The sequence below is a fragment of the Mycolicibacterium cosmeticum genome (assembly GCF_000613185.1).
Taxonomy (GTDB): Bacteria; Actinomycetota; Actinomycetes; order Mycobacteriales; family Mycobacteriaceae; genus Mycobacterium; species Mycobacterium cosmeticum.
In genome coordinates this window covers 1,970,499-1,990,645 of sequence record NZ_CCBB010000003.1, presented here as the reverse complement: position 1 = coordinate 1,990,645, position 20,147 = coordinate 1,970,499, and the positions used below count along the sequence as shown (strand labels likewise).

At 67.6% G+C, this 20,147-nt stretch carries 15 protein-coding genes and 1 pseudogene; 8 read left to right on the top strand and 8 right to left on the bottom strand.

Annotated features, from left to right (window positions below; genetic code table 11):
• Positions 1-52 precede the first annotated feature (52 nt).
• Genes mgtA through BN977_RS28885 form a run of 5 tightly spaced genes read right to left on the bottom strand, consistent with a single transcriptional unit; the run spans position 53 to position 8,471 of the window.
• Positions 53-2,695, bottom strand: a complete 2,643-nt coding sequence (mgtA, locus tag BN977_RS28905) for a magnesium-translocating P-type ATPase (protein WP_268817610.1) — start codon at positions 2,693-2,695, stop codon at positions 53-55.
• Positions 2,692-3,579: a universal stress protein gene (locus BN977_RS28900; RefSeq protein WP_036403410.1), complete on the bottom strand. Its 888-nt coding sequence runs from the start codon at positions 3,577-3,579 to the stop codon at positions 2,692-2,694. The genes mgtA and BN977_RS28900 overlap by 4 nt, the downstream gene beginning before the upstream one ends.
• The gene (ppsA, locus tag BN977_RS28895; protein WP_051562015.1) at positions 3,576-5,927 is read right to left on the bottom strand and encodes a phosphoenolpyruvate synthase; all 2,352 of its coding nucleotides are present in this window, start codon (positions 5,925-5,927) and stop codon (positions 3,576-3,578) included. The genes BN977_RS28900 and ppsA overlap by 4 nt, the downstream gene beginning before the upstream one ends.
• A complete protein-coding gene (locus tag BN977_RS28890; protein ID WP_036403406.1) occupies positions 5,924-6,970 on the bottom strand; it encodes a zinc-dependent alcohol dehydrogenase family protein in 1,047 nt (348 codons plus the stop codon). The genes ppsA and BN977_RS28890 overlap by 4 nt, the downstream gene beginning before the upstream one ends.
• A gap of 43 nt (positions 6,971-7,013) precedes the next feature.
• On the bottom strand, positions 7,014-8,471 hold the full coding sequence (locus BN977_RS28885; RefSeq protein ID WP_036404763.1) for a bifunctional aminoglycoside phosphotransferase/ATP-binding protein: 1,458 nt from the start codon (positions 8,469-8,471) through the stop codon (positions 7,014-7,016).
• Between the two features lie 210 nt (positions 8,472-8,681).
• Here BN977_RS28885 and BN977_RS28880 point away from each other — a divergent pair, with 210 nt between their 5' ends.
• From BN977_RS28880 to BN977_RS28870, 3 genes are all read left to right on the top strand, one after another.
• Positions 8,682-9,656, top strand: a complete 975-nt coding sequence (locus tag BN977_RS28880; RefSeq protein WP_036404760.1) for an Acg family FMN-binding oxidoreductase — start codon at positions 8,682-8,684, stop codon at positions 9,654-9,656.
• A gap of 33 nt (positions 9,657-9,689) precedes the next feature.
• Positions 9,690-9,971, top strand: a complete 282-nt coding sequence (locus BN977_RS28875; protein ID WP_024450643.1) for a dsRBD fold-containing protein — start codon at positions 9,690-9,692, stop codon at positions 9,969-9,971.
• 74 nt (positions 9,972-10,045) lie between these two features.
• Positions 10,046-10,726, top strand: a complete 681-nt coding sequence (locus BN977_RS28870; RefSeq protein WP_036403404.1) for a response regulator — start codon at positions 10,046-10,048, stop codon at positions 10,724-10,726.
• A gap of 21 nt (positions 10,727-10,747) precedes the next feature.
• Here BN977_RS28870 and BN977_RS28865 read toward each other — a convergent pair whose 3' ends face one another.
• Entirely contained in the window at positions 10,748-11,038 is a 291-nt protein-coding gene (locus BN977_RS28865) for a dsRBD fold-containing protein (RefSeq protein WP_051562013.1), read from the bottom strand.
• A 123-nt stretch (positions 11,039-11,161) separates the two neighbouring features.
• Here BN977_RS28865 and BN977_RS33175 point away from each other — a divergent pair, with 123 nt between their 5' ends.
• The 4 genes from BN977_RS33175 (at position 11,162) to otsB (ending at position 18,285) form a co-directional block, all read left to right on the top strand.
• A complete protein-coding gene (locus BN977_RS33175) occupies positions 11,162-11,746 on the top strand; it encodes a hypothetical protein (protein WP_036403402.1) in 585 nt (194 codons plus the stop codon).
• 2 nt (positions 11,747-11,748) lie between these two features.
• On the top strand, positions 11,749-14,076 hold the full coding sequence (locus BN977_RS28855; protein WP_051562191.1) for a heavy metal translocating P-type ATPase: 2,328 nt from the start codon (positions 11,749-11,751) through the stop codon (positions 14,074-14,076).
• Between the two features lie 80 nt (positions 14,077-14,156).
• On the top strand, positions 14,157-15,032 hold the full coding sequence (locus BN977_RS28850) for a universal stress protein (protein ID WP_024450648.1): 876 nt from the start codon (positions 14,157-14,159) through the stop codon (positions 15,030-15,032).
• A gap of 46 nt (positions 15,033-15,078) precedes the next feature.
• The gene (otsB, locus tag BN977_RS28845; protein WP_051562011.1) at positions 15,079-18,285 is read left to right on the top strand and encodes a trehalose-phosphatase; all 3,207 of its coding nucleotides are present in this window, start codon (positions 15,079-15,081) and stop codon (positions 18,283-18,285) included.
• 75 nt (positions 18,286-18,360) lie between these two features.
• On the opposite strand, the pseudogene BN977_RS33705 reads toward otsB, so the two are convergent.
• A pseudogene (locus BN977_RS33705) lies at positions 18,361-18,525 on the bottom strand (three-helix bundle dimerization domain-containing protein); the annotation flags it as partial.
• Complete coding sequence (locus tag BN977_RS28840; RefSeq protein WP_036403399.1) at positions 18,525-19,127, bottom strand: Rv1733c family protein; 603 nt, start codon at positions 19,125-19,127, stop codon at positions 18,525-18,527. The pseudogene BN977_RS33705 and the gene BN977_RS28840, both read right to left, overlap by 1 nt.
• A gap of 191 nt (positions 19,128-19,318) precedes the next feature.
• On the opposite strand from BN977_RS28840, the gene BN977_RS28835 reads away from it, so the two are divergent.
• The gene (locus tag BN977_RS28835) at positions 19,319-20,140 is read left to right on the top strand and encodes a universal stress protein (RefSeq protein WP_165576380.1); all 822 of its coding nucleotides are present in this window, start codon (positions 19,319-19,321) and stop codon (positions 20,138-20,140) included.
• Positions 20,141-20,147: the final 7 nt, after the last annotated feature.

The window sequence follows — 20,147 nt, the reverse complement described above, 5'->3', positions numbered from 1 at the left end:
TAAGCGCGCCCGGAACGCCCCGGTACGGTCTTTGGTCCTCAACCCGAGCGCATCAGTCCTTCCCCGACAACCGGCCGTGGTGGCTGAACCGGGCGGCACGGCGATGTATCCGGTCCTCGGCTCCGCGGGTCCGGCCGGCCGGCGCACCGACGGGCTCCCGGTAGAACACCGATTTGGTGACCTCGACCAGGAACAGGTACGCGACGGTCAGGCCTGCCAGCGCCGCGAAGTACTGCCAGGGCAGCGGGGTGAACCCGAGCTGCCGGGCCGGCGGCCAGTAGGTGATGGCGATACCGGCGGCGATGACCGACGCCGTCGACAACGTCAACAGCCCGCCCGGCCTGCTGCGGGTGAACGGAATCCGTCTGGTGCGGATCGCGAAGATGATGAGGGTCTGGGTGGCCAGCGACTCCACGAACCATCCGGTGCGGAATTCCGGAGGTGCGGCGTGCAACACGCCCAGCATCAAACCGAAGGTCAAGAAGTCGAAGAGCGAGCTGACCGGGCCGAACGTCAGCATGAAGCGCCTGATGAAGGCGATGTTCCAATGCGACGGGGCGCGCAGCTGCTCGGCGTCCACCCGGTCGGTGGGGATGGCCAGTTGCGAACTGTCGTAGAGGAGATTGTTCAGCAGGATCTGGCTGGGCAGCATGGGCAGGAACGGCAGAATCGACGATGCCGCCGCCGCGCTGAACATGTTGCCGAAATTGCTTGAGGTGCCCATCAATACGTACTTGATGGTGTTGGCGAAGATACGGCGTCCCTCGGCCACGCCGGCGGCCAGCACGCTCAGGTCCTTTTCGATCAGCACCACGTCCGCGGCGTCTTTGGCGACATCGCTGGCCGTGTCGACCGAGATGCCCACATCGGCGGCATGCAGGGCGAGCGCATCGTTCACCCCGTCGCCGAGAAAGCCCACCGATCGGCCGGTGTGCCTGGCCGCGACGATCAGGGCGGCCTTCTGCTCGGGTGAGATCCTGGCGAAGATGGTGTTGTTCTGCACGGCTGCGGCATAGTCGTCGGCAGCGAGGTTCTGCAGCTCGGTTCCGGTGATCGTGCCGCGTGTGGGCAATCCGAGCTCGGCACACACCTTCTCGGCGACCCGGGGATTGTCGCCGGTGGCGACCTTCACCTCGATACCCAGCGTGGCCAAAGCCTGGAGTGATTCGGCGGCAGCGGGTTTGGGCTCGTCGGCGAAGCACAGGAAGCCGTCGAAGGCCAAACCGCACTCGTCGGCGGCGGTGAGCCGGCTCAGCTCGGGTGCCGGCCGGCTCGCGACCGCCACCACGCGGCGGCCGTCGCCGAACAGTCCGTCGAGGGTGGCTTGAGCACCGTCGGGCACCGCCGTGCACCGGGCGAGAACCTGTTCCGGGGCGCCTTTGACGATGAGCAGCCGTCGCCCGTCGTCGTCGACGAGCACCGATGTGGCCCGCCGAGCATGGTCGAATGGCAGTACGGCCACACGATGTACGCCGCCGAGTGTCACGGAACCGACCGCGCCCTCGGCCAGTGCGGCGTCCAGCGGATTACCGCTGGCACCGCCGGCCTCGTCGACATCACTGGCCAGCAGACCGTGACGCAATACGGAGAGATCCTGAGCCCCATGGCAATCGAGCGCACCGATATAGGCGATGCGCCCGTTGGTGAGCGTGCCGGTCTTGTCGGTGATCAGCACGTCGATATCACCGAGGTCCTCGATGCACACCAACCGCTTCACCAGGACGTGCAGCGCGGCGAGCCGGCGTGAGCCGGTGGCCAGGCTGGTGCTGACCACGGCCGGCAGCAATTGCGGAGTGATGCCCACCGCGATCGCGAGCGCGAACAGGGCCGAATCGATGAGCGGGCGGCCCAACATGATATTGATGCCCAAGATGAACACGGTGAGCGTCAGAGCCACCCAGAGCAGGAGATAGGAAAACCTGCGCAGTCCCCGCTGGAAGTCCGTCTCGGGGTGCCGCTCCCCCAGTCCCGCCGCGAGCCGCCCGAACTGCGCGTGCTCCCCCGTGGCATACACCACGCCCACCGCTTCACCGGCGGTGACGACGGTCCCCATCAGGGCCAGGTTCGTGTAATCGGCCAGGCCGCGCGCCCCGTCGATGGTGTCGGCGGATTTCTGCGCCGGGGTGGATTCACCCGAGAGGATGCTCTCGTTGCATTCCAACCCGTCGACGTCCGACAACCGGATATCGGCGGGCACCACCTCACCCAGCGTCAGGCGGACCACGTCGCCCGGCACCAGATGCGTCACACTGTCCTTCACGAACTGGCCGTCGCGGCGGACCAGTGCGAAGTGGTGCACCTGTGAATGCAGCTGCGCGGTGGCCCGTTCGGCGCGGTACTCATTGACGAAACTCAACCCGATGCTCGCCAGCAGGATGACCCCGATGATGACCGCCTGGGTGGGGTCACCGAGAAAGAACGACATGACCGCGGTCGCGGCCAGTAGGAGCAGCAGGGCGCTGCGCAGTTGGCGGATGAGCACGGCCACCGCACTCACCCGGTGGGTGCGGACCGCGTTGGGGCCGAACCGCTTCTGCCGCAGCAGCGCCTCGCCCGAAGTCAGCCCTGTTGCGCTGCCCGCCAGGGCGGCGAACACCGCCTCGAGCGGTCGGACGGCGGCTTGGTCGGCATCCAGTTGGCTCACGGGCGGTGCGGCCACGTCGTTGCCGCGCCGCCGGGTCGGGAGCGCGGTCACCGGGCGCTGGTGTTCGGGCCGCAGACCAGCACCGGCACGGGTGAGTGGTGCAACATGTTGAGGCTGGTCGAACCAAGCACCGTCGCGGTCAGTGTGTTGCGGCCGCGGGTCCCGACCACCACCAGCTGGGCGCCGTCCACACGCTGCAGCAGGGCCCGGCGCGGCTTGGACGGATCGACGAACACGCTCATTTCGACGCCCGGATACCGTCGGCGGTACGGCTCGACGACGCGGCCGATTTCCTCGTGTTGCAGAGTCTCCAGGGCTTCCCAGTCGATCAGGAAGGGAATGGAAACCTCGCCGGGCGGCATCCGGGTCGACCAGGCGTGCACGACGCGCAGCGGAACGCCCAGCACGTCCGCCAATTCGAAGGCGACGGCAAGCGCGGCACAGCTGGATCCGTCCACTCCCACCACGATCGGTTGTGTTGTCGGGTGCAGGGATTCGCCGCGCCACGCCACGACGGGACATCCGGCGCGTGCGGTCATCTCCAGGGTGAGTGAACCCACGAGCAGGGCCGCAGCCGGGGCGACGTCGTCACCGCCCAAGACCAGCAGGCGCGCCTGCCGGCTGAGGGCCAGCAGCGTCTCGTCGACCGGGTCGGTCGAGGAGGTGGTGGTGATCACCAGATCGGGGTGAGCGTTGCGGACCCGCCCGGCGGCTGCCTGCAGGATTCTCGGGGCCGCCTCTTGTTGCACATCGATGTAGGCGGCGCGAACGGCGGCCATCGAATCGGTCAGATTGTGTGTCGCGTACGGCTTGGCGTGCACGATCTGCAGCGGCGCACCGAGCCTGGCGGCGAGCGCCCCGGCCCAGCGTGCGGCATGCAGGGAGGTGATCGAGCCGTCGACACCGACCACGACAGGTTTGGCCAGATCGTTCATCTCGGCTGACCTCCTTTCACGTTGTCGTCCTGATACCGGACCGCGTCGAGCAGGAGCCGCTGCTCGGCCGCGGCCACCGCACGACGCGTCCTGGTCACGGCGTCGGGGTTCACCGAGATCGACGTGATGCCCATCCGCACCAGGTGTTCGGCGAACGCCGGATTGGTGGACGGCGCCTGACCACACAGCGACGACGGAACATGGAACTTGTGCGCGGTCGAGACAATGCGACCGATGGCGTCCAGCACCGCGGCATCGGCTTCGTCGAACACCTCTGCGCAGATTTCCGAATCGCGATCCACCCCCAGCATCAGCTGGGTGAGGTCGTTGCTGCCGATGGAGACCCCGTCGATGCCCATCCCGATGTACGTGGGCAGCCAGTGCACCACCGACGGCACCTCGGCCATGATCCAGCGATGCAGTCCGCGTTGCCGGCCCAGCCGGGAGCCATCCACCAGACGCAGGCATTCGTCGAGTTCCCAACGCGTGCGCACGAACGGAATCATCAAGTGCACGTTGGGATAACGATCCCTGACCTCGGCCAACGCGGTCAGTTCCAGCATGAACAGGTCGGGCTCTTTGACATAGCGGTAACAGCCCCGGTAACCGATCATCGGATTGTGCTCGACGGGTTCGAAATCCTGGCCGCCGGCAAGGTTGCGAAACTCGTTGCTGCGAAAGTCGGTGGCCCGGTAGATGACGGGGCGGGGCGCGAAGGCGGCAGCGATCCGGCCGATCGCCGCGGTCATCGCGGTGACCAGCGTGGACTGCTCACCGCGAGCGATCAAGGCGCGCGGATGCCGGCCACCGAGCGCGTCGATGAGCATCATCTCCGCGCGCAGCAACCCGACGCCGTCCACATCGGCGGGGGCCACCGTCTCAGCGGTGTCCGGCAGTGCCAGGTTCACGTAGATCCGGGTCGCGGTGACGGGCGTGACCGGCGCTGCCGAACCGCCGGCCGGCGCGGTGCCGACCGAGACCGGTGCGGCCGTAGCGGCCTCGAGGATCCGGCCGTGCGTGCCGTCGACCGTCACCATGGCACCGGTCTTGAGCACCGTGGTCGCCGAGCGGGCCCCCACCACACACGGCACCGACAGCTCGCGCGCCACGATCGCCGCGTGACAGGTCATCCCCCCGCTCTCGGTGACGAGCGCGGCGGCGCGACGGATGGTGGGCAGCCAATCCGGGTTGGTCATCGGGGCCACCAAGACCTCGCCGTCCCGCAACAGCTGACCGTCCGCGGGGGTCCGGAGCACCCGCACCCGGCCGCTGGCGATGCCCGGCGCGGCGGGTAAACCGTTGAGCAGCACACCGTCACGTGACGGACGCTGATCGGGCACGGCCGTCGGCTCCTGCCCCAGAGTGGTGATCGGCCGGGCTTGCACCAGCCACGCGGCTTCGCCCTCGATCGCCCATTCGATGTCCTGCGGGTCCCGGTAATGCCGTTCGGTGGCGATCGCCAGTTCGGTGATGCGGTGCAGATCCGCGTCGGAGAGCACCCGAGCGTTGACCTGGCCGGCATCCAGTTCCACCACCGCGTCGCGCCCGTCATCGCCTCGCACGATTTTGAACGGTTTGACGCCGATGTTGGTGTCGACGACCCGCCCGGTGGCCTTGTCGATGACGTAGGTGTCGGGCTGCACCTTCCCGGACACCACCACTTCGCCTTGGCCGAATGCGGCTTCGATGACCAGATGAGCGCGGTTTCCGGAGCTCGGATCGGCGGTGAACGCGACGCCGGCCCGGTCAGCGGCGATCATGCGCTGAACGACGACGGCCATCTCGGGCGCTTCGGTGAAACCGCGCGCGGCTCGATAGGTGAGCACTCTCGGGGTGAACAGTGATGCCCAGCAGTCGGCCACCGCATCGACGAGGTCCTGCTCGCCGGTGATGTTGGTGATCGAGCGGTTCATGCCGGCGAACGAGGCGTCCCTGCCGTCTTCGCCTGCCGCCGACGAACGGACGGCCACCGGCATATCCGGCCCGAGAGCACGGTAGGCCGCCACGACGGCGTCGCGAAGCTCGGCGGTCAGGTCGGCACCGCGCACCACATCGCGCATGCGCCGGCACAGTTCGTCCAGACGTGCCGGGTCGTCGACGCTGCCCAGCGCTTCCCGGTGCGCGGCGGCCAGTTCGGCGTCGACACCACCGGCACGCATCGAGGAACGGTAGGCGTCACACGTCACGACGAATCCGGGCGGCACCGGCAAGCCGGCAGCGATGAGCTCCCCCAGGTTGGCGCCCTTTCCGCCGGCCTGGTCGGCGTCGACGAGCCGGATATCGGCGAGGTCCCGGACCTGGGTGCCGGTGTCTGCCGCCTTCCGCGCCGGCGTCACTGACGTGCTCATTTCGATGCCGCCAGCAGCACTTTCAGCGCGCCCGTCTGGGCCGGCCGGCTGAACACGTCGTACGCGTCTTCGAACTCGTCGAAGGTAAATCGATGGGTGATCATCGGTGCGGTGTCGATACGGTGTGCTGCGACCAGGTCGATGAGAGTCGGGGTGGAGTACGTGTCCACCAGTCCGGTCGTGATGGTCAGGTTCTTGATCCAGATATCTTCCAGATGCAGCGTCGCCGGAGCGCCATGCACCCCGATGTTCGCGATGTGACCGCCCGCTCGCACCAACCGGATCGACTCCTCGAACGTGCCCGGGGTACCCACGGCTTCCATCACGCAATCCGCACCCAGACCGTCGGTCAGTGAATCGACGACCGCGCGTGCCGATTCCGTGTCGGGGTTGACGATGACGTCGGCGCCGAACTTGCGCGCCGCCTCCAATCGTGACTCAGCCACGTCGATCGAGACGATGGTGCGGGGACTGTACAACCGCGCGGTGAGGATGGCGGCCAGGCCGATCGGACCGGCTCCGACGATGGCGACGACATCCCCTGGCCGCACCGTCCCGTTGAGCACGCCCACCTCGTAGGAGGTGGGCAGGATATCGGCGAGCATGAGCATCTGATCGTCGGTCACCCCGGCCGGGACCAGATGGGTGGACGTGTCCGCGAACGGAACCCGGACGTATTCGGCTTGGGTGCCGTCGATGAGGTGCCCCAGGACCCAGCCTCCGCCACCGAGACACTGACCATAGCGCCCGTCCCGGCAGTAACGGCACCGCCCACAGGCGCTGATACAGGACACCAGGACCCGATCACCGACCTTGCGGTTCTGCACCGCAGAGCCGACGGCGGTGATAGTGCCCACCGCCTCGTGGCCGAGGATGCGGCCGGGCTCGACTTCGGGGACATCCCCCTTCAAGATGTGCAGATCGGTGCCGCAGATGGTGACCGTATCGACCCGGACGATCGCGTCGGTCGGACTCTGGATTCGGGGGTCGGGCACTTCCTGCCACGACCGTTGTCCGGGACCTTGGTACACAAGGGCTTTCATGCGCGTGATCCTTCCGCGGCTGAGTTCTTCGGCGGGCTGGGTTTCAGATGGTGACGCAGCACAGCTTTCGCGCTTCGGCGATGCTGTCCTGTATCGGCTTGGTGGTGTCGATGCGGTGCGCACCGGCCCAGGAGTCGGCATCGACCGCCAAGGGGGCCGCCATCTCCGCCGTCGCATCCGACGAGGTGTGTCCGCGTCCCGAGATGCGTGCCTTGGCATCGTCGAGCGTTGTGGTGCAGACGAATTCCAGCATCGTCGCCGAGCAGCGGGCGGCGAGCCGGCGAGCCTGCGCGCGGTGCTCGGGATTGCGCCACGTGCCGTCGAGGATCACCGTGTAACCGTCATCCAGCAACAGCCGGGCCAGCCGCAGCACCTCGTCATAGACGATGTCGACGTTCTCGGCGGTGTACAGCCCGGCATGCAGGGCTCCGGTCGCCCCGCCGATGCGTCCGGAGCGCTGCAACTCCCGGCGGACGTCATCGGTCGACACCACGTGCGCCCCAATCTCACCCGCCAACGACTGTGCCAGCGTTGATTTCCCGGTACCCGGACCCCCACCGACGATGATCAACCGGACCGCGCCGTCGGTGAGGTGGGCGAGCGCAATGGCAAGATGCCGGCGGGCGTCGGCGCGTGCCTCCTGCCGCCCCTGCTGCACCCGGATGCAGTCCACCTTGGCGCGTACGACGGCGCGGTAGGCGATATAGAAGTCCGTCAGCGCCGGCGGCGCCTGGTCGCCGGCCAGCATGCCGTACTGCGCGATGAAGTGCTCAGCGAGATCCCTGCGGCCCAGGAATTCCAGGTCCATCGCCAGGAAGGCGGCGTCATCGACACCGTCGACGTAGCGCAAGCGATCGTCGAACTCCAGGCAGTCCAGCAGCGCCGGCCCGTCGGGCAGACAGAAGGCATCAGCGGCCAGCAGGTCGCCGTGGCCGTCGACGATCCGCCGATCCGCGATGCGCTGCGCGAAGAGGGACTGCCTACCCGCGATGAACCGCTCGACGAGCCGCTCGACCTCCATCACGGCGTCCGGGGCCAGGATGTCGCCCGTGAACCGGGTGAGTTCGGTGAGGTTTTCCCGCCAGCGGTCGGCGACGGCGTCCACGGTTGCGCAGGCGTCGATCGCGTCACTGCGCTCGGCGTCACGGTGAAACTCCGCCAGCACCGCGGCTATCCGGTCCAGCTCCGCGGTCACGGATCGGCCACCGGTGACCATGGTGGCCAGGCAGACCGAATCGGGGTGACGCCGCATGACGATCACCGGCTCGGCAGGGCCGGCCTGCGGACCATTCAGGTGCGCGACTCCCAGATAGCTCGACGGTGCCAACCGCCGGTTCAGTTGAACCTCACGTTGGCAGACATTCTCGCGGGCCTCGACGGTCCGGAAGTCCAAGAAGTCGGTGACCACCGGTTTCTTGGCTTTGAAAGCCCGGTCACCGACCAACAACACGACACCGGTGTGTGTTTCGTGAACGGTCGCGGCGTCAGATGCTGGTTGCATATCCACCATGCTGGCCGCCGGCACCGGCCACCGACAGCGGTCGAGGGACCCGGGTGGTGCGCCGATGGTCCTCGTTGTTCAGGGCACAAAGACTCTTTTCATCCCGGCTGCCGCGGGCTTCATCGATTTGTGGGACCTATGGCCCTTACGCCGGCTTCACATCGACGCCAGGGTAAAGACGTGCCGACAGCGACGATGAAGGGAGCGATCATGCCGCAGACCACGGTGGGCACCGACGTCCTCAAGGAGGCGGTGCAGCTGGCATGCCGGGCGCCGTCGATTCACAACAGCCAGCCATGGCGTTGGATCGCCGGCACCAGCACGCTGGAACTCCATCTCGATGCGAGCCGGCTGGTCAGGTCCGATTCCTCGGGCCGTCAGGCCCTGATCAGCTGCGGTGCCGTGCTCGACCACCTGCAAGTGGCGATGGCAGCCGCCGGATGGACATCGTTCGTGGACCGTTACCCCAACCCCAACGATCATCGCCATCTCGCCTCGATCGACTTCGCCCCGATGGAATACGTCACCGAAGGCCACCACCGCCGGGCGCAGACCATCGGCCGGCGCCGCACGGATCGGCTCCCTTTCGCCGCCCCGACGAATCCCGATGCCGTCGAGGCCGCACTGCGGCAGGCCGTGGCCGATGCCGCCCTCCTCGATGTCCTCGGCGACGACGCCCGACCGGCACTCGTCGAAGCCGCGGCCGGCACCGAGGCCGCGCGACTGTACGACTCCGCATACCACGCCGAATTGGATTGGTGGACATCCTCTCTCGATCCCACCACCGGTATCCCGCACAGCGCGTTGATCTCGGCGGCCGAGCGGGACCGGGTTGCCCTCGGCCGCCGTTTCCCGGTCACCCACCAGCAGGAGCAGCGGCGCGAAGTGCCACAGGACCGCTCGCTCATCGTGGTGCTGTCCGCCTATGACGACACCCGCCAAGACGTGCTCCGCTGCGGCGAAGCGCTATCCGCGGCGCTGCTGACTGCCACCATGGATGGGCTCGCGACGTGCACACTGACCCATCTGACCGAGACGCCGGCCGGCAGCGACGTCGTCAGCTCGCTGACGGGCCGTCCACTGCCGGAGCTGCTGATCAGGGTGGGCACCGCACCCGCCGATGAGGACGCTCCTCCACCGACCCCGCGCCGGCCGCTGGCCGAAGTATTGACTGTCAATCGCTGAGCCCGCGGGCCAGTCACCTCGAAAGGAATCGGCATGAGCCACAAGCACTCCAAGAAGCACCTCGACCAGCTGACCGTCAAGATCGACGTGGATCGGATCGGTGAAGGCACCAGGGCCATCGCCCGGATGGACTGGGAGAACGGCGAACTGATCGGCCGGGGCCGAACCACCCTGGACCCGGACGATCACTTCCCCGACGAGGTCGGTGAGAATCTCGCCATCGCGCGGGCGTTGTCGGACATCGCCGGCAAGCTCTACGCCGCGACCGCTTCGGAGATCCAGCTGGTGACCGGCGAACGAGTTTCGGTCCGCTGAGTGGGCAACGCGCCATGATCACCGCCTGCCATATTCCGCCGCAGCGCCCCCGAGAGCCCGCTAACGTCAGCATCATGAGTGCGGACAACGCCGCAGAGTCCGGGGCCCTGCGGGTCTTCCTCGTCGACGATCACGAGGTGGTGCGGCGCGGGCTGATCGACCTGCTCAGCGCCGACCCCGAACTGCGCGTCGTCGGCGAGGCTGGTTCGGTGGCACAAGCCATGACGTTGATCCCCGCCACCCGACCCGACGTGGCGGTCCTCGACGTGCGTCTGCCGGACGGCAACGGCATCGAACTGTGCCGCGACCTGCTCTCGGAGCTGCCCGAACTCAGTTGTCTGATGCTGACGTCCTTCACCTCCGATCAGGCCATGTTGGACGCCATCCTGGCCGGAGCCAGCGGCTATGTGCTCAAAGACATCAGGGGCATGCAACTGGCCCAGGCGATCAAAGACGTCGGGGCGGGCCGTTCGCTGCTGGACAATCGAGCGGCCGCCGTATTGATGGCCAAGCTGCGCGGCACGACCCGACGCGCCGATCCGCTGTCGAAGCTCAGCGAGCAGGAGCGTGTGCTGCTCCAACTGATCGGTGAAGGGCTCACCAACAGGCAGATCGCCGCCAGGATGTTCCTGGCCGAGAAGACCGTCAAGAATTACGTGTCGCGGCTGCTGACCAAACTGGGGATGGAACGCCGCACCCAGGCAGCGGTGTTCATCTCCAAGCTCGATCAACCCAGCCACGAAGACCCCGAATAGGCGTCCGCCGATCCAACGGCATCACGGTGTGCCGGTGACCGTATCCATGTCATGTGCGCCTGCGGCGGTCAACCGATTCGCCAGATCGGCCAGGGCGCGGGCGGCGGCCAGTTCGTCGTCGATGGCGACAAGTCTGGGATTCCGGTTCCCGACCCGGCTGAATCCCACGCCGGTGGATGTCCTGCCCAGCCGGTGCAGTTCCGCTCGAGCGCGGGTTTGTCCCAGGTACTCGTCGAAGCGCACGTCGATGGTCCAGTGCTTGCCACTGTCTTCGCCATCGGGGTGCGGGCACAGTGCGCCGGGCGGATTCATGGCTCCATCCGACTACACCCGCTGCGACCGCACTAGGGAAAGAAGTCCCTTTCCGGCGAAGCTCCCCAGGGTGGGGACCAGTGGCCCTAGTGGCGGGCCGGTCCGGCGCGCCATGGTTACCCCATGAGGATCAACGTGGTGCGACTGGCAGCGTTGGCGGCGGTGCTCTACGGGGCGCGGCGCTATTGGCGCAATTGGGGTACGACGAAGGAAGAGTGCGAGACGGCACTCAGCGGTGATGAACGGCTGCACGCCCCGCAGGTGACGACCACCGAGGGCGTGTGGGTCGACCGGCCCGTCGACCAGGTGTGGCCGTCGGTGGTCCGGCAGCTGCGCACCGAGGGCGACGGGAAACCCGCGGTCGGTGACGTGGTGTGGCTGGTCCCGCCCGGCCGGTTCGGTTCGCGCGACGGTATCGCGTTATCGGTGGTCGAAATGACCCCCGACGCGGTGATCGTGCTGCAGGGAGCCCCACCATCGGCCCCTTGGGAGGTGGTGTGGTCCCTCCACCTGGAGCCGCGCTGGGATGACCGATGCCGCTTGCTGGTCCGGACCCGGGTGGGGTTGCGGCATCCGGCCGAGTTCCTGGTGACCGCACTGGGCGGCCCGATGATCTCAGCCATCAATCGCCGACTGTTACTGGCCGTCAAACATGCGGCCGAACAACAATCGACGCAGCCCGCCGTGGCGGGCGTGGCCGCGCCGTGACGATGCGCTGGAAAGCGTTAGCCGACCAGGCTGCCCGAGGCGTTCCCGCCGCACTGTTGGCGATCACTCTCGCTGCCCTGGCGAGCGGCGGGCTCGCGTGGTGGCTGGGCGAACATGTATTGGCCCAGCGGCTTTGGAGCGCAGGAACTCTGGTGGCTCTGGTACCGGCGACGTGGTGGGTGATCGCCGCGATGAGGCGTCACCGGTTCGGGGCCGATGTGATCGCCGTGCTGAGTCTGGTGGGCACGCTCGCGATCGGCGAGCATCTCGCCGGCGCATTGATCGCCGTGATGCTTGCCACCGGGCGTGCGCTGGACGCCGCGGCAGAACGGCGGGCCCGCCGCGACCTCACCGCCCTCACCGACCGGGTTCCACCGCACGCGCGACGAATCGACACCGATGGTGTGACGACTGTGCCGCTGCGCGATGTCGTCGCCGGCGACCGGCTGATCGTCGGCCCCGGCGAGGTGGTCCCCGTCGACGGATTGGTCAACTCCGATGCGGCGACACTGGACGAGTCGGTGCTCACCGGCGAATCCGTCTATGCCGAACGCCAATCCGGTGACGTGGTGCGCAGCGGGGCTGTCAACGCCGGTGCGGCAATCGAGATCCGGGCCACGGCCACCGCCGAGCGCAGCACCTACGCCGGCATCGTACGGTTGGCGCAGGAAGCTGCCGCCCAGAGCGCACCGGTGGTCCGCCTGGCCGACCGGATCGCGGCCTGGTTCTTACCGTTGACACTCGCGGTGGCCGGTGCTGCGTGGCTGCTCAGCGGATCGGCCGAACGGGCCGTCGCCGTCCTGGTGGTCGCCACACCGTGCCCGCTGTTGCTCGCGGCTCCGGTGGCGATCGTGTCGGGATTGTCGCGGGCAGCCCGGATCGGAGTGATCGTCCGCAGCGGTGGCGCATTGGAAAACCTCGGGCGGACAACCACGTTGGTGCTGGACAAGACGGGAACACTCACCACCGGCCGGCCGATCGGATCCGACGTCCTGACCGCCCCGGGGTGGACGGAGACCGACGTGCTGCGGCTGGCCGCCACCGCGGACCGGTTCTCGCCACATGTGCTGGCCCAGGCCATCGTCGAGGCAGCCCACAGCCGCGGCATCGTCCTCGGTATGCCGCACGACGTCGTGGAGAACGCCGGGACCGGCACGACGGCCACCGTGGAGGCGATACGCGTGACGGTCGGCAGCCGGGCGTTGCCTTCGAGCCCACCCATCTGGGCGGGTAACGCACTGACCCGCGCGGCGTTCGACGGATCGGTCATTGCCTGGGTCTCGGCGGATGACGCGTTGATCGGTGCCATCCTGTTGCAGGATCCGCTGCGGGTGGACGCACCCCGCACCCTTCGCCGTTTGCGCGCGGCAGGCATCAACCGCATGGTCATGCTGACCGGTGACCGCCTCGCTCCGGCCGAACACATCGCCGCGGTGTTGGGGCTCGACCAATTGCGGGCGGAGCAAACCCCGGCCGACAAGGTGGCAGGCGTGCGGGCCGAGCGGGACAAAGCCGTCACGGCGATGGTGGGTGACGGCGTCAACGACGCGCCGGCCCTCGCGGCGGCCTCGGTCGGAATCGCGCTCAGCGGATTCGGTTCGACGGCAAGCTCACAAACGGCCGACGTCGTCTTGGCAACCGGGCGCATCGACCGGCTGGCCGATGCGATGCTGATCGCGCGCCGGGCACGGCGCATCGCCATGCAGAGCGCCGGCATCGGCATGGGGTTGTCCCTGCTGGCCATGTGCGTGGCCGCGGTGGGGCTGCTGCCGCCCACCATCGGCGCTTTGCTACAGGAGATGATCGATCTGGCCGTCATCCTCAACGCACTACGGGCACTGAACACGCCGGGCGTCGGCGGACCCGCCTTGGCGCCTGACACCGAAGCATTGCTTCGTCGTTTCTCCGAGGAACACGACCGCATGCGCGGCGAGTTGGGAGTTTTCCGTGCGGCCGCACACCGCCTGTCCGGCGGCGACCTCACCGGCGCGCTGCCGCTGGTGCGACGCGCCGACGCCTTCGCCCAACAGGTCATCCTGCCGCACGAACACGCCGAAGACCGCGGTCTGTATCCGGCACTGGCCGCCCCGCTGGGCGGACCGGAAGCCACCGCGACGATGAGCCGGATGCACGCCGAGATCGATCGGTTGGTGCGCCGGCTACACACCCACCTCACCGTGGCCGACGATCGGGGCGGCATCGCCGATGCCCAGCACGAAGACCTGCTTGCCTGCCTGTACGGCCTGGACGAGTTGCTCGCCGTGCATTTCATCGCCGAAGAGGAGAACTATTTCACCCTGCTGCAGCACACGACGACCGCTCCGCGGTGATGACTTTCTGCTCTATCGACTGGTGCCGGATCCGCGAAACGATGAATACCATCAGCCACATTCAGCGAAGGAGCACCTCGATGTCCACGCCCGCAAAGAAATACGGCATCCTGGTCGCCGTCGACGGCTCGCCGGCATCGGACGCCGCCGTAGCATGGGCCGCACGGGAATCCGCGCTGCGCCATACCCCGGTCACCCTGCTCCACGTCATCGCACCGCTCATCGTGACATGGCCGATCACCACGGCACAGCTGGAGATCGCCGAATGGCAGAACGACAACTCACGCCAGGTCCTCGAACAGGCCCAGAAGATCTTCCACGCGGCCGCCGGTGATGCCGACATGCCACCGGTACGCACGGAATCCGTACCTTCGCCCGTGATCCCCACCCTGTACGAGGTGTCGAGCGATGCGGTGATGATGGTGGTGGGAAATCGTGGGACCGGCGCGCACCGGCAGCTGCCCATCGGATCGGTCGGCGCCGGCTTGCTTCATCATGCGCACTGTCCCGTCGTGGTCGTCCGGGCCGGCGTCGACGCCGACACGGCCGCCCCGATCGTGGTCGGGGTCGACGGATCACCCGCGTCGGAGGCGGCGACCCGGCTCGCCTTCGAAGAGGCGTCGCTGCGGGGAGTCGATCTGGTGGCCATGCACGCGTGGAGCGATACCGCGGTGTTCCCCGCGGTCGAGATGGATTGGCACCTCTACGAGGAGCAGGCACACGAAACGCTGGCCGAACGCCTCGCCGGCTGGCAGGAGCAGTATCCGGATGTCCACGTTCAGCGCAGGTTGCCGTGTGACCGACCCGCACACTGGCTGGTCGCCGAATCCCGCACGGCGCAATTGGTGATTGTCGGCAACCGGGGCCGAGGCGGCTTTTCCGGGATGCTCTTGGGCTCGGTGAGTTCCACCGTGGCACAGCTGTCTGCCGTACCGGTGATCGTCGTACGGGAGTGAGCACGGCGGTCATGACCGAGAGTTACCTACCGCGAAAGCCGGCGGCATGATCGGAGACGCCGCCGGCATCGGCACGCTGCCCGACGCCCTGGGCAGCCTGGACCAGATCGATTCGGTCCTCGCCGGTCGCGCACCGGCCGTCCTCCTCGATTTCGACGGCGCGCTGTCGTGCGCCGGCAAGGATCCCACCGCCGCGACGTTGGTGCCGGGAGCCGCCGGCGCGGTGCGCGCGCTGAGCGCCGTCTGCCCCGTCGCGATCATCAGCGGCCGTACCCTGTCCGACGTCAGAGCCACCGTGGGGATACCCGGGTTGTGGTACGCCGGTTCACACGGTTTGGAAGTGCTCGACCCGAACGGCCTCCTCCATCGCAACCACATCGCAGACGATGCTCTGCCGTCGCTGTCCAGGGCGCTTCACGAAGTGCACACCGCGCTCGCCGACATCCCGGGTATCGAGTTCGAAGACAACCCGCTCGAGGTGGTGGTGAACTATCGCCGCGCGACGGCTGACCGTGTCGTCGAGGTTCTGGCGGCGGCCCGGTCAGCCGCGCGGCGCCACCGCTTACAGGTCGCGCACGGACGCGGTGTGATCGCTCTTCGCCCGAACGTCAAGTGGGACAGGGGCGAGGCGGTGCGATCCATCGTCGGGCGACTCGCCCCTGACCACGGGATCGTGCCGATATACATCGGTGGCGGCGTGACCGACGAGGACGCCTTCGACGCCGTGAGGCGCGACGGCATCGGTGTTCTGATCCGCAACCGGGACGGCGATCGCTGTACCGCAGCTCAATTCACCCTGAACGGACCCGACGGCACCACCCGGCTGTTGACCCATCTGGCGGCGGCGTTGTCCCCTGCACGGTCGGCCGCGGCAGGCTGGGTCATCTCGTTCGAGGGGTATCAGCCGCAGGCCGAACGTCTGCGTGAGGCGTTGTGCGCGGTCGGTAACGGCACTCTGGCGAGCCGCGCCGCCGCACCCGATGGTGGCGATTCCGCCGCCCACTACGCCGGCACCTATGCCGCAGGTGTCTACAACCGACTGACCGATGTCGTCGACGGCGTGCCGGTCAGCAACGAGAGCATCGTCAACCTGCCCGATTGGCTGCCCTTGACCTTCCGCATCGACGGCGGGCGGTGGTTCGACGTCGACACTGCCGAGCTGCTCTCCTATCGTCAAACCATCGATATCCGGACTGCGGAATTCTTGCGCGAGTTACGGTTTCAGGACGGCGCCGGCCGTCGAACCTCCGTAACCCAGCGACGGTTCGTTTCCATGCACGACCCTCACGTCTGCGCGCTGCAGATGACGGTGGTCGCCGAGAACTGGTCGGGCAGCGTCGATATCCGCTCGACCATCGACTCGACCACCACCAATTCCGGCGTGGCGCGCTACCTGGCGCTGTCCGGGCGGCATCTCGAAGCCACCACGATCAGCGAACTTCCCGGAAATGCGGTCCTCGTGCAGGCCCGAACGACGCAGTCGCACATCCCGATCGCGGTGGCGGCCCGCACCACCCTGTGGGCGCTCGACCGCGCCGCCGAGGTCTCGGCTCTTTTCCGCAACGATCCGTCCGGCGCGGGACACGACTTCACCACCGAGATCGTCGCCGGCCGGCCCCTGACGGTCGAGAAGTGCGCCGTCGTCGTCACCGGCCGCGCTCGCGCGATATCGGTTCCCGGGGAGGCCGCCGGTCAGCGGCTGGCAGATCTCGGCCGATACGCCCAATTGTTCGACGACCATCGCACCATCTGGGCGCAGCTGTGGCAGAAGTTCGATTTCGGCATGCCGGCCGCAACGGAGTCCGCGACGATACTTCGCCTGCACATCATGCACCTTCTGCAATCGGTTCCCGGCCATGCCGCAGACCTGGATGCCGGGGTACCCGCGCGCGGATTGCACGGCGAGGCGTACCGAGGCCATATCTTCTGGGACGAGCTGTTCATCATCCCCCTGCTCACCCTGCGCTTACCCCAGGCAGCGCGCTGTGCCCTGGCCTACCGCAGCCGGCGGCTGCCGCAGGCTCGCCGGGCCGCGCGCGCCGCGGGATATGCGGGTGCGATGTTCCCGTGGCAATCCGGCAGTGACGGTAGCGAGCAGAGCCAGCGGTTACACCTCAATCCACTGTCTGGACGCTGGATCCCGGACAGCAGTCACCTGGCCCACCACATCGGGTCCGCTGTCGCCTACACCGCGTGGCACTACTACCAGATCACCGGCGACCGTCAGTACCTGATCGACCGTGGGGCCGAGATCATCGTGGAGATCGCCCGGTTCTGGGCCAGCCGAGCCCGGTACGACGGCGAGCGACACCGGTTCGTCATCGACGGTGTGATCGGGCCCGACGAGTTCCATTCCGGTTACCCGGGCGCGCCCGGCCAGGGCGTCAACAACAACGCCTACACGAATGTCATGGCGGTGTGGGTGATCCTGCGCGCGTTCGATGCGCTCGACGCTCTGCCGCTGCCGGACCGACTGGATCTGCTGGACCGGATACACGTCACCGCGGCGGAGTTGGCGCAGTGGGATGCGGTGAGCAGGCACATGTTCGTTCCTTTTCACGACGGTGTCATCAGCCAATTCGAGGGGTATCAGAACCTGGCCGAGCTCGACTGGACCGACTACCGCCGACGCTACGGCGATATCGGCCGGTTGGACCGCATTCTGGAATCGGAGAACGACGATGTGAACCGGTATCGGGTTGCCAAGCAGGCCGACGTGCTGATGCTGTTCTACCTGTTGTCGGCAGATGAGCTCCGCGGCATCTTCGCCCGGCTGGGCTACCGGTTCCGCCCGCGGCAGATTCCCAGAACCGTCGAGTACTACTCGGCCCGCACGTCACACGGGTCCACGTTGAGCGCGGTCGTGCATTCCTGGGTCTCGGCGCGCGGCAACCGCGATCAAGCCATGCGGTACTTCGCAGAGGTGCTCAAGTCCGATGTCTCCGACGTTCAACACGGGTCGACGGCCGAAGGCGTTCACCTGGCGGCCATGGCGGGCAGCGTCGATCTGTTGCAGCGCTGCTTCACCGGCCTGGAGACCCGGGGTGATCGCCTGGTGCTGGGCCCGATGTGGCCGGAGGCCGAGGGTGAGCTGACCTGCTCACTGTGGTACCGCGGCCATCGGTTGCATCTGGTGATCAGCGGACGGGAAGCCGACGTCACCGCCGATCCCACCGGGGCGCCTGCGATCGAGGTCGAGTGCCGGGGTCACGTTCAGCGTTTGTCGTCGGGGCAGTCCATCCATATCCGCTGAACCCGCCGGCGACCGCTGCTGCTGGGTCAGCGCGCGCCGGCTGACATTGAGGGTGAGCGGAATGAGATGGGCCGTGATGCGCGCACCGGCCGCCAGCCGGTGATACGTCGTCGTCACCAGTTGCGTGATCTCCACCCGGGAATGCCCGGGAAACCTTGTTTCCAGCGTGGATACCAAGCCGTCCAGTTCATCCCGGAGCAGCGATGGTGCCGGACTGTGGTCCGTAGCGGTGAGACTCATCAGCTGTCGAACCGATGTGGTGCGCGACCGCCGGGTCCGTCCAGCGCCGCGGCGAGCTCCCGGTCCCAGGTTGCGTGTCGGACCCGGTCGAGGCGCCGCCGCACCGCCCAGACGGAGCCGGCCGATGCGGTGGCGATGCCGCCCCACAGCAGCACGGCAACCGCCACCGCGTCGACGACGGCTTGACGGACATCGGTCGGCGCCGTGGTGTTCAGACCCTGCGCATTCACCCAGATATCGCCTTTGGCACCGGTTTTCGCCGGTGCCGGCCAGGGCACCACACCCAGATGGTCGGCGCCCGCGGCGGTCCACCGGGCCCAGACGGCGTACGTGCTCTGGGTGCGCTGCATGATGACCGTGGTGTCGTCTTGGGCGGTGGCCTGCACCAGGTGGCGGGTCGCCGCCTGGTCGGCGTAGCGGTGTGCTTGGGTGTCGTGTACCGCGGTGCCGACGGCTGCCGCAACCGGTGCGGCCAGAACGACGAACACCATCGCGAGAACCATTGCCAGATCCTCGATTCGGTCGCTGATCCGCACCAGTGGGTTACGGCTGAGCAATCGGGCTCCGGCGACACCGCCGAGACCGATGATGAAACTGTCCACGTCCGCTCCTCCGATAGCCGACCGGTAGTGATGTCCTCAGCATGTCCGATGTGCGCCGACACGCTTAGGGTCCAAGGTCACCGCCTGCGTCGACCTTTGGGACCAATGGCCCTTCCTCGGCCGGGCCGCAGGCCTTTACCCTCGCCGAGAAAGCGCAGCAACGGCCGCGCGCCACGATGAGGGGGAGATCGATGTACGAGAGCGCTGCACGACCGGTGGTCGTGGGAATCGACGGCTCACACACCGCTATACGAGCCGCGATCTGGGCAGCCACCGAAGCCAAGGCGTTGAACACGCCGCTGCGACTCGTGCACGTCCTGACCTCCGAGGCCGGGCCCGACCCCGAGGACGGGGCGACCACTCCGGAGACCCAGTATGCCGAGACGGCTCTGCGCGAGGCCTCTTCAGCGGTGAGAACCAGCGACGTGGGCGTCACGATCGACACCGCGATCGTCGCGGGACCGCCGGGCGAGGCGCTGACCGAGGAGTCGCGCAACGCAGCACTGCTGTGCGTCGGATCGTCTGGGATCGGTCAGGTGGCCAGCATGGTGCTGGGTTCCACCGCAATGGAGGTGGCTGCCCGCGCACATTGTCCCGTCGCCGTGATCCGCACCCGTGACGATGCCGAGACGACGACGGACAAGAACTGGATCGCGGTCGGCATCGACTCGGCTCCGGATAACCCGGACATCGTTTCTCAGGCCATGCGAGAAGCACAGCTGCGCGGGAGCGCGGTAGTGGCGGTGGACAATCGCGAAGATCGTCGTGTCGGCGCGGTTCCTGGTGAGCCCGGCTCGCGCGTGCAAGACCTCCGTGACCGATACCGCGGCGTTGATGTGCGCCCCGTCATCGACGGAGCCGAGGTGTCCGATTTTCTCGCCGACCACCCCGAGATGCACGTAGGGCTCGCCGTTGTCGGGAACCGCGATGCGGACAAGGTTGCCGATATCGTCGGACCCCACGGCCATTCCCTGGCACCGCACGGTAACTGCTCGGTGCTGATCGTTCGGTGAGAGCGGG

What these genes read in the sequence shown, in the direction of transcription:
- BN977_RS28900 (WP_036403410.1), bottom strand. Translation starts at nt 3,579, where the DNA reads ATGAACGATCTGGCCAAACCTGTCGTGGTCGGTGTCGACGGCTCGATC.
- ppsA (WP_051562015.1), bottom strand. Translation starts at nt 5,927, where the DNA reads ATGAGCACGTCAGTGACGCCGGCGCGGAAGGCGGCAGACACCGGCACC.
- BN977_RS28890 (WP_036403406.1), bottom strand. Translation starts at nt 6,970, where the DNA reads ATGAAAGCCCTTGTGTACCAAGGTCCCGGACAACGGTCGTGGCAGGAA.
- BN977_RS28885 (WP_036404763.1), bottom strand. Translation starts at nt 8,471, where the DNA reads ATGCAACCAGCATCTGACGCCGCGACCGTTCACGAAACACACACCGGT.
- BN977_RS28880 (WP_036404760.1), top strand. Translation starts at nt 8,682, where the DNA reads ATGCCGCAGACCACGGTGGGCACCGACGTCCTCAAGGAGGCGGTGCAG.
- BN977_RS28875 (WP_024450643.1), top strand. Translation starts at nt 9,690, where the DNA reads ATGAGCCACAAGCACTCCAAGAAGCACCTCGACCAGCTGACCGTCAAG.
- BN977_RS28870 (WP_036403404.1), top strand. Translation starts at nt 10,046, where the DNA reads ATGAGTGCGGACAACGCCGCAGAGTCCGGGGCCCTGCGGGTCTTCCTC.
- BN977_RS28865 (WP_051562013.1), bottom strand. Translation starts at nt 11,038, where the DNA reads ATGAATCCGCCCGGCGCACTGTGCCCGCACCCCGATGGCGAAGACAGT.
- BN977_RS33175 (WP_036403402.1), top strand. Translation starts at nt 11,162, where the DNA reads ATGAGGATCAACGTGGTGCGACTGGCAGCGTTGGCGGCGGTGCTCTAC.
- BN977_RS28855 (WP_051562191.1), top strand. Translation starts at nt 11,749, where the DNA reads ATGCGCTGGAAAGCGTTAGCCGACCAGGCTGCCCGAGGCGTTCCCGCC.
- BN977_RS28850 (WP_024450648.1), top strand. Translation starts at nt 14,157, where the DNA reads ATGTCCACGCCCGCAAAGAAATACGGCATCCTGGTCGCCGTCGACGGC.
- otsB (WP_051562011.1), top strand. Translation starts at nt 15,079, where the DNA reads ATGATCGGAGACGCCGCCGGCATCGGCACGCTGCCCGACGCCCTGGGC.
- BN977_RS28835 (WP_165576380.1), top strand. Translation starts at nt 19,319, where the DNA reads ATGTACGAGAGCGCTGCACGACCGGTGGTCGTGGGAATCGACGGCTCA.